Below are 8179 nucleotides of genomic sequence, written 5' to 3' on the forward strand. Positions count from 1 at the left end.
TTTCCTTGGCGTCAAAAGTACAGATTTTTCACCCTTTTGCGCGGTGCTTTTGTGCGTGTTTTCGCGGTTTATACAAACCGTACTGGAAAGGTTTTCCTTTGAGGATGTTGAAAACCCTGTTGAAAGCGTGGAAAACCCGCTTGTATGGCCAGTTTTCCACCGTTTCAGGGGGTGTTTTCAACATATTGTGGAAAACCTTTCAACATAACAGTACGGATAAACACCCCCGCTTACTGGGCAAACTACCAGTTTTACCCCCGTTTTTGCGGGTAAAACTTACAATTATTACGGGGGTTTTGCCCGTTTTTTCACTTTCCACAGGTTTTCCCCACCCCGTCTGTGGACAAAAAGCGAAAAGTTCATCCTGCATGTTGAATGCAAAAATTCCCCACAAAATTCCATCCTGTTCAGGCCATTCCGGCTGCTGCAAACCAGTCCGCCACAGCCCGCAGAACGGGCGCGGCATTGCTGCCCCCGCCGCCGTATTCGATCACCACCGCCACCGCAAACCGCGGCTGCTGCACCGGCCCATACCCGATGAGCACCGAGTTTGTGTAGTGGGTGCCATCCGGCAGCGTGCCCGCCAGCTGGGGGCTGCCGGTCTTGCAGGCAAGGGGGATAGGCGATTCCCGCAAAGTGCGCAGCGTTTGGGCCATCTGGGCCATACCCTCCCGGATGGGGGCAAACACTGCCGCCCCGCCGGGTGCCTGGGCTAAAACGTCCGGCTGCGCCTGCCAGGTTATATTCCCGGCGGCATCGGTTGTGCTTTGGGCAAAATGCAGCGCCGGGCGCTGGCCATCCCGCGCAAGGGCCCCGGCATAGGCCGCCAGCTGCAAGGGGCTGACCGACGTGTTGCCCTGCCCAATGGCCGCCATCAGTGCAAGGCCCGCCTGATAGTTCTCATCGGTGCTCCAGGTCAGGCGGCCTGTAGTTTCCGGCAGCTCAGTACCGCAGGGTGCTCCAAGGCCCAGCTGCTGCGCGGTAGCGGAAAACGTATCCACCCCAAGGAGGCGGCCGACATCATAAAAATAAATGTTGCAGCTGTGGCGCAGCGCCGTAACCATGCTGACGGCCCCGCGGTGCCCCAGCTGCAAACAGCGCGGCTGGTAGCCCGCATAGTAGGTGTACCGTCCGCCGCAGTTTACGGTGCTTTGCGGGGTAATGATCCCCGCCGCCAGAGCCGATGCCGCTACTGCCGGTTTGAACGCCGACCCCGGCGCATACTGGCCGTTCAGCACCCGGTTGACCAGCGGTGCTCCCTGGGCTGTAGCCAGTGCGGCATAATTCTGCCGCCAGCTGGCAAGGTCATAATCCGGCAGGCTGACCGCCGCCAGAACGCCGCCGGTCTGCACATCCACCACCACAGCCGCCCCTGCGCAGGCTTCTTTGCCCTTGCCTTCCGGCTTTGTGGCCTGTAAAGTTTCAATTTGCTGCTGCAATGCGCTGCGCAGGGTGCGCTGCAGGTCAGCATCCAGGTAAAGGTGCAGGGTATCCCCGGCCTGTGGCGTACTTTGTATGGTTTCGGTGCGGCCGCCGCTGCTGCGGTCAACTGTCACTTTCAGGCTTCCCGCTCTGCCGCGCAAAGCATCCTCCCAGGCGGCTTCCAGCCCCCATTGGCCGATGGATTCATCCATGGCAAGGCCTTGGGCCTTTTTCTGTGCCCACTGCTCGGCACTCATGGCCCCCACGCCGCCCAGCAGCTGCGGAGCGAGGGTACCATCCACCGCCGTGCGGGTACCGCGGGCAGTCAGCCGCACCGCCCCGCTCTGGGGCAGACCAGCAGCCAGCAGGCTCTGGCACTGTGCCTGGGTCAGATTTTCAGCCAGCGGCAGTTCCCCCGCCGAAACGGCAGAACAAAAGGCGGCAAGCTGTGTTTCCACATCCTTGCCGCCTAGATCCAGTTCTTTTAACGTTTGCAGGGTCTGCGCCATCTCGGTGCCCGGTGGGGCCGGAACGCAGAGCGCCAGGTCATACACGGTGTCATCCTGCACCAGCGCCGTGCCGCTGCGGTCCACAATGCTTCCCCGCGCCGCCGGGATGCGCACGGTATAGCTGGTCTGAGATGCCTGTTCCAGCTTTTTAGCATAGTGATCCGCCATGGTAAACTGCATCCAGTACAGCCGCACCAAAAATGCCGCAAACACGGCAGTGCAGAAAATCAGCAGGAACCACACCCTCTTTTTGCCGTCTTTTTTCATGCGCACCTCCCGGCAGGCCACTGCCTGCTCTGGTCTGATCGTTCTTTGGTCTGTCCTTTTGCCATATGGGTATTATACAAGGTTTTGCCGCAGCTGTCAGCCCCCGATGAAATACAGGCAGTCGGTTTCATCGGCAGTATCTTCCAGCGGGGCGCGCAGGGTCAGGCCGCCGGGGTCGGGCTGGGGCGCTGCTGCCAGCTGCCCGGCCCAATACTGTCCCTGCGCGGTAACGGCCAACTCCCCCGCTGCCGCCTTACAGCTGCAGGGCAGGCCGGTCACCCACAGGACTCCGTTCTGGCGGGTCAGCGTGCCAAGGGCCTGCCCCACCAGAGCCGGGACTGCCCCCGCTCCGCTGCCCGCCGGGGACACCGTGCCATGCTCCCCTGCAATGCCCGCAAAACGGCCGCTGCGGTCCAGCACGGCGGCCCCCGCCTGCACCGGCTGCGCCAGCAAAAATCCGCCGGGCCAGCGGGCGGCGGTCCACACGGGGTCCCAGCGTTCGCCGTCCGTCTGCCTGCTTTGCAAAAAATTGCGCAGGGCGGCGTTTTCTTCGGCATCCGGTTCGTATTCTGCCAGCCGGCGGCGCAGGGCAAACAGCTCCCGCTGCATCACGCTCATTTGGGCGGCATAGTGTTGGGCTAAGGCATCATCCAGCCGCCGGGGCAAAGCCGCCCCCCACACGGCCATGCCAAGCAGGGCAAGGCCCGCCAGCCCCAGCAGCAGCGCACAGAGCTGCCGGAGCGTTTTGTGCCGTCTGCGCGGTGCCGGGCGCGCAAGGTCCAGCCCGTCCCGTTCTTTTCGTCTGGTATGCCGCATGGTGCGCCGCCCGCCTTTCGCTCATTGTTTTTCTCCACAACTATATGTTTGCCCGCCCCCTGCTAGACTTTGGGGGCGGATTTGATATAATAGAAGAAACCAAACCAAATGTTAAGGAGTACCTGCCATGCCTGCCACTTTGCTTGTTTTAGATATTGACGGCACCCTGCGCCCCCATGGGGAGCCGCGCGTGCCCAAAGAAAACGTCGATGCCCTGCGCACCGTGCAGAAAGCCGGGGTCAAGCTCGTGATTGCCACGGGGCGCTGCCGGGCAGAGATCCCCGCCAAAATGCTGCGCGGCATCCGGCCGGATTACTGGATCTGCGCCGCCGGTGCCCAGGTGGAGGATGCCGCCGGGACCGCCCTGTACACCAGCCACATGACCGCCGAGGAAATGTACGCTCTGGTGGATTTTTGCGAGGACTATGAGCACCCGCTGGGATTCAGCTTTTCGGACGGCGGGTATGTTTACCTGGATTATGAGGCCTTCCATGTGCAGGAGAAAGCCGCTGCACTGGAAGGTTGCCTGAAAGACGGCGAGGACCAGGACCGCCACCTGCTGGATATGCCGTTTTCCGCGTTCGGCATGCTGGCGGCGGAAGATATCGCCAAGTTCCAGGCCAAATACGGCTACCTGGGGCTGAAGTTCCTGCCCTACCACGTGACGGGGTGCGATATCCTGCGCGCCGGACAGGACAAGGCAACCGGCCTGCAGGCACTGCTGGACCATCTGGGCCTGGCCGCTGCGGACTGCGTTGCCGTGGGCGACGGTCCCAACGATGCCGGAATGCTGGCGCTGGCCGGGCGTTCCTACTGCATGGCGGACGGCATGAAAACCGCCAAAGCTGCTGCCAAGGCGCTGGCCCCTGCCGCTGCACCCGATGGCATTGCCCAGCTGTGCCGCAGTCTGTGGCCGGAGATATTCCGTTGAACACCAAACAACCGTACACCCATGTGGGGCCGGGGCTGCCCCCACTGTACGGCGCACAGGCCAAAGCGCTGATCTTAGGCAGCTTTCCCAGCCCAAAGAGCCGGGCACAGGGGTTTTATTACGGCCACCCGCAGAATCGATTCTGGCCGCTGATGGCTACCCTGACCCACAGCCCCACCCCCGCATGGGAGGATCTGGATGCCAAACGCGCCATCATCATTGGCAGCGGGCTGGCGGTGTGGGATGTCATCCACGCCTGCTCCATCCGCGGGGCATCGGATGCTTCCATCAAAGATGTGGAACCGAATGATCTGGCAGCCCTGGTGAACCGCCTGGGCGTACAGGCCATTTTTTGCAACGGTGCCACCAGCGGCAGGCTGTACCGCAAATACGCCCAGCCCCTGACCGGGTTGGAAGCTGTGGTGTTGCCCTCCACCAGCCCGGCCAATGCGGCGTTTACCATGCCGCGGTTGCTGGATGCCTGGGGCACTGCGCTGGAAGGATATGTGAACAAACCGTAAAAAGCGCAAAAAAGCGCCGTTTTGCCGCCCGAAAAGGGCAAAATTGTTTGCATTGTCCCCACCGTTGCACTATAATGAAAGGGTATTCCCTTTGCTCCGGCGCTTGCCTTTGCCGGGGCGCACCTTACTACAAGGAGCTTTGAACCCATGAGCAAGTGGATCGAAAAGCGCACCCGCCCGGTTCTGCCGCTGTACCTGGCTGCACTGACCTGGCCGGTTGCTTCCCTGATTCTGCCGCCCTACCGGCTGGTAAACCTGGTTATCATTGCGGCACTCAGCACTGTGGTGTATCTGGTTTCTTCCCGCTTCTGCCCCACGCGGGTGCAGCGGGTGGAACAGCCCTACGCCACCGGCAGCGAGAACACCGATGCCATGCTGAACGGCATTGCCGCCAACCTGGACGCGCTGCACAAGCTGAATGACGCCATCCCGGATGCCGAACTTTCCCGCCAGCTGGACCGTATGGAAAAGGCCGGGCGCGGCATTGTGCAGGCGGTGGAGCAAAAGCCGGATAAAGCCCGCACCGTGGATCGCTTTGCACGGTATTACCTGCCGGAAGTGGTCAAGATCATGAGCGCATACGCCCAGATGGAAAAAGGCGGCATTACCGGCGAAAACGCCGCCCAGATCTTGAGCGAAGTACGCCGCAACGCTGGCACCATGGCCACCGCATTTGAAAACCAGCTGGACGCCCTGTATTCCGCAGAGGCAATGGATATTTCGACCGACATCGAAGTGCTTGAAAACATCATGCGCGGTCAGAATTTGACCTGATGCTCCCAACCCAAAATATAAAAAGAAGAAGAGAAAGGACTTGCCACTATGTCTGATCTGGATTTTGACCTGAACGCTCCCGCAGCACCTTCCCTGACCTTGGATGCGGCCCCTGCCGCCCCCACCCTGACCCTGGACCCCGAAGTGGATGCCAAGGTGGTGGAGGAAGCCAAAAAGGCTACCCCCGTTACCGTGGAGGATACCCCGCTGAGCCCCGAAGAGCAGAAGATGGTGCAGGATTTTGCTGAAAAGATCGACTTGACCAACTCCCAGATGATTTTGCAGTACGGCGCCGCCAGCCAGAAAAAGCTGAGCGATTTTTCTGACAGTGCGCTTTCCCGCGTGCGCACCAAGGATATGGGTGAGACCGGCGAACTCATCACCCAGCTGATCGGCGAGCTGAAAGGCTTTGACGCCACCGCAGAAAATCAGAAAGGCTTCCTGGGCTTTTTCAAGAAAAAGTCCAACGAGCTGGAAGCCCTGAAAGTGAAATACGACAAAGCTGATGTGAACGTGGAACGCATCAAGGCCCAACTGGAGGACCACCAGGTAACCCTGATGAAAGACATTGCCATGCTGGACAAGATGTACCAGCTGAACCTTGTCTATTTCAAGGAGCTGAGCATGTATATCTTGGCCGGCCGCAAAAAGCTGCAGCAGGTGCGGGAGAACGACCTGGCCGCCGCTGAAGCCAAAGCAAAAGCATCCGGCCTGCCGGAAGATGCCCAGGCCGCCCGCGACCTGGCCGACCAGTGCGACCGCTTTGAAAAGAAGCTGTATGACCTGGAGCTGACCCGCAATATCTCCATCCAGATGGGCCCACAGATCCGCCTGATCCAGTCCAACGATACGATGATGGCCGAAAAGATCCAGACCACCATTGTGAACACCATCCCCCTGTGGAAGAACCAGATGGTTCTGGCCTTGGGCATGGCACACAGCCAGCAGGCCATGCAGGCCGAGCGCGCCGTGACCGATGCCACCAACGAGCTGTTGCGCAAGAACGCCGCAACCCTCAAGCAGGGCACCATCGACATCGCCAAAGAGTCTGAGCGCGGTGTGGTGGATATTGAGACCCTGCAGCAGACCAACCGCGATTTGATCAGCACACTGGATGAATTGAACAAGATCCGCGCAGACGGCAAGGCCAAGCGCGCCGCCGCCGAGCAGGAGCTGGGCCGCATTGAGGGCGAGCTGAAGCAGAAGCTGTTGGAAATTAACAAGTAATTATTTTTAGGGTGCATTATTGCATCCCCGTTAAGTGAGGACGACCCATGCAGTTGGAGCAGCAGGAAACATTTGAGATCAAAAGCCCGCAGCTGGAAGTGTTTGGCCAGGTGGAAAGCAAACTGCCCGCCCCCGCCAAAAAGCGGCCTTTTGCGGCCGGGTTCCTGGCCGTGATGGTGCTGGTTTCGGTGTTTGGCATTGGCGGCGTGCAGCTGAAAAGCCGTTACCGCAATGTGGCTGAAATTTACACCAGCGAGGTTGACGAGCACGGCAACAGCATCCAGGGGGATTTTACCACCCTGACGGATACCGCTGCCAACCTGATGCGTGCCTGCCAGAAGGTACTGGGCGAAGCTGACAGCAACTGCACCACCGTAGCAGACCTGCTGGCCCAGTGGCAGGATACCGCCATTGCCCCAGCCGCGCAATATGCGGTCATCCACCAGCTGGATAACGCTGTGGACGCCATGTACACCGCCGCCAAGGCAAAAGCCACCGACGATGCGCTGGATCAGATCAACAGCCTGGATGCCAGCTATGTGAGCACCCAAAGCATTTTGCAGCGCGAAATTGCGCAGAATTATACCACCGCTGCCCAAAGCTACAACACCATGGCTTCCGGTTTCCCCGCCAATGTGATCGGTACATTGTGGGGCGCGGGGCAGGTGGAGCTGTATGCAGCGCAGTGACCCCGGAAAGGAGGGGGCCGGATGAAAATTTTGACCCGCACCGCAGCCGCCGTTCTGGCGGCTGTGACCGCGGCGGCAGTCTGGGCGGTACCGGCAGCGGCAGCTGCTTCCGTTCAGGGCATCAGCAGTACCAGCTGCATTGCCGATAATGCCAATATTCTAAGCCGCGATACCGAAACATATATCACCAACATTTCTGTTGCCCTGCAGGAAAACTGCAGCGGTGCACAGATCGGCGTTTACACCACCGATTACGTCGGCAACAACACCATGGAAGGCTATGCCTACGAGGTGTTCCAGGCATGGGGCCTTGGCAGCGCTGACCAGGACAACGGCATGGTGTTGCTGATGGCCACCGGGGACGACAACTATTGGGCCACCCCCGGCGAAGGGCTGGAAAGCGCGTTTTCCGGCAATGTGCTGAGCGATCTGCTGTATGATAACCTGGAAGCTTCCTGGGCAAAGCAGGATTACGATACCGGCGCACGCAAAACCGTGCTGGCCATGGCCGAGCGCATCTGCGATGTATATGGCGTCAGCCTGGATATGGACGCGATCGGCTCCGGCCTGGCAGATTCTTCCGGCAGGATTGTGGAAAACACCCAGAGCCGCAGCAATGGAGGGGCGGTGCTTACCTTGATTTTGCTGACGATTATTATTGCAGTGATCGTGATTGCGATCCTGAAAACGCCGCGCGGACCCCGCGGGCCGCAGGGTCCCACCTACACAGGCGGCTACCGCGGGCCGAACGTATTCTTTTTCGGCGGACCGGTTTACCGGCCGCGCCGTCCCCGGCGTCCTCCCCCGCCGCCCCCTCCGGGCGGTGGATTTGGTAATCCCGGCCCACGTCCCGGCGGCGGCTTTGGCGGGCCTGGCCCCGGTGCTAGACCTGGCAGTTCCGGTCCGCGTCCCGGCGGCGGCTTTGGCGGAATGTCCGGCGGGTTCCGTTCCGGCGGCGGCAGTGCCCGGCCGGGTGGCGGTGCCGGGCGCAGCGGCGGGTTCAGCGCCCCGCGCGGTGGGGGC

General features: G+C 60.7%; 8 protein-coding genes. 6 read left to right on the forward strand and 2 right to left on the reverse strand.

Annotation, left to right across the window (positions count from 1 at the left end):
- Positions 1–407 precede the first annotated feature (407 nt).
- Both PG062_RS03885 and PG062_RS03890 read right to left on the reverse strand, forming a co-directional pair.
- Positions 408–2198, reverse strand: coding sequence for a peptidoglycan D,D-transpeptidase FtsI family protein (locus tag PG062_RS03885; protein ID WP_270751248.1), 1791 nt, complete (start codon positions 2196–2198; stop codon positions 408–410).
- A gap of 96 nt (positions 2199–2294) precedes the next feature.
- Positions 2295–3014, reverse strand: coding sequence for a hypothetical protein (locus PG062_RS03890; RefSeq protein WP_270751250.1), 720 nt, complete (start codon positions 3012–3014; stop codon positions 2295–2297).
- Positions 3015–3141: 127 nt separating this feature from the next.
- Between PG062_RS03890 and PG062_RS03895 the strand changes: the two genes are divergently transcribed.
- The 6 genes from PG062_RS03895 to PG062_RS03920 all read left to right on the forward strand — a co-directional run.
- On the forward strand, positions 3142–3945 hold the full coding sequence (locus PG062_RS03895) for an HAD hydrolase family protein (protein ID WP_270751251.1): 804 nt from the start codon (positions 3142–3144) through the stop codon (positions 3943–3945).
- The gene (locus PG062_RS03900; protein ID WP_270751252.1) at positions 3942–4466 is read left to right on the forward strand and encodes a DNA-deoxyinosine glycosylase; all 525 of its coding nucleotides are present in this window, start codon (positions 3942–3944) and stop codon (positions 4464–4466) included. Before PG062_RS03895 ends, PG062_RS03900 begins: the two co-directional genes overlap by 4 nt.
- Positions 4467–4613: 147 nt before the next feature.
- On the forward strand, positions 4614–5240 hold the full coding sequence (locus PG062_RS03905; protein WP_113999767.1) for a 5-bromo-4-chloroindolyl phosphate hydrolysis family protein: 627 nt from the start codon (positions 4614–4616) through the stop codon (positions 5238–5240).
- Positions 5241–5288: 48 nt separating this feature from the next.
- The gene (locus PG062_RS03910; protein WP_270751253.1) at positions 5289–6467 is read left to right on the forward strand and encodes a toxic anion resistance protein; all 1179 of its coding nucleotides are present in this window, start codon (positions 5289–5291) and stop codon (positions 6465–6467) included.
- Positions 6468–6514: 47 nt separating this feature from the next.
- Positions 6515–7156 carry a hypothetical protein gene (locus PG062_RS03915; protein ID WP_270751255.1) on the forward strand — a complete coding sequence of 214 codons (642 nt, stop codon included), beginning with the start codon at positions 6515–6517 and terminating at the stop codon, positions 7154–7156.
- A gap of 21 nt (positions 7157–7177) precedes the next feature.
- A partial coding sequence (locus PG062_RS03920; RefSeq protein ID WP_270751257.1) for a TPM domain-containing protein occupies positions 7178–8179 on the forward strand: 1002 nt, incomplete at its 3' end.

The sequence above is a fragment of the Gemmiger qucibialis genome (genome assembly GCF_027689445.1).
In the GTDB taxonomy this organism is placed as follows: domain Bacteria; phylum Bacillota; class Clostridia; order Oscillospirales; family Ruminococcaceae; genus Gemmiger; species Gemmiger qucibialis.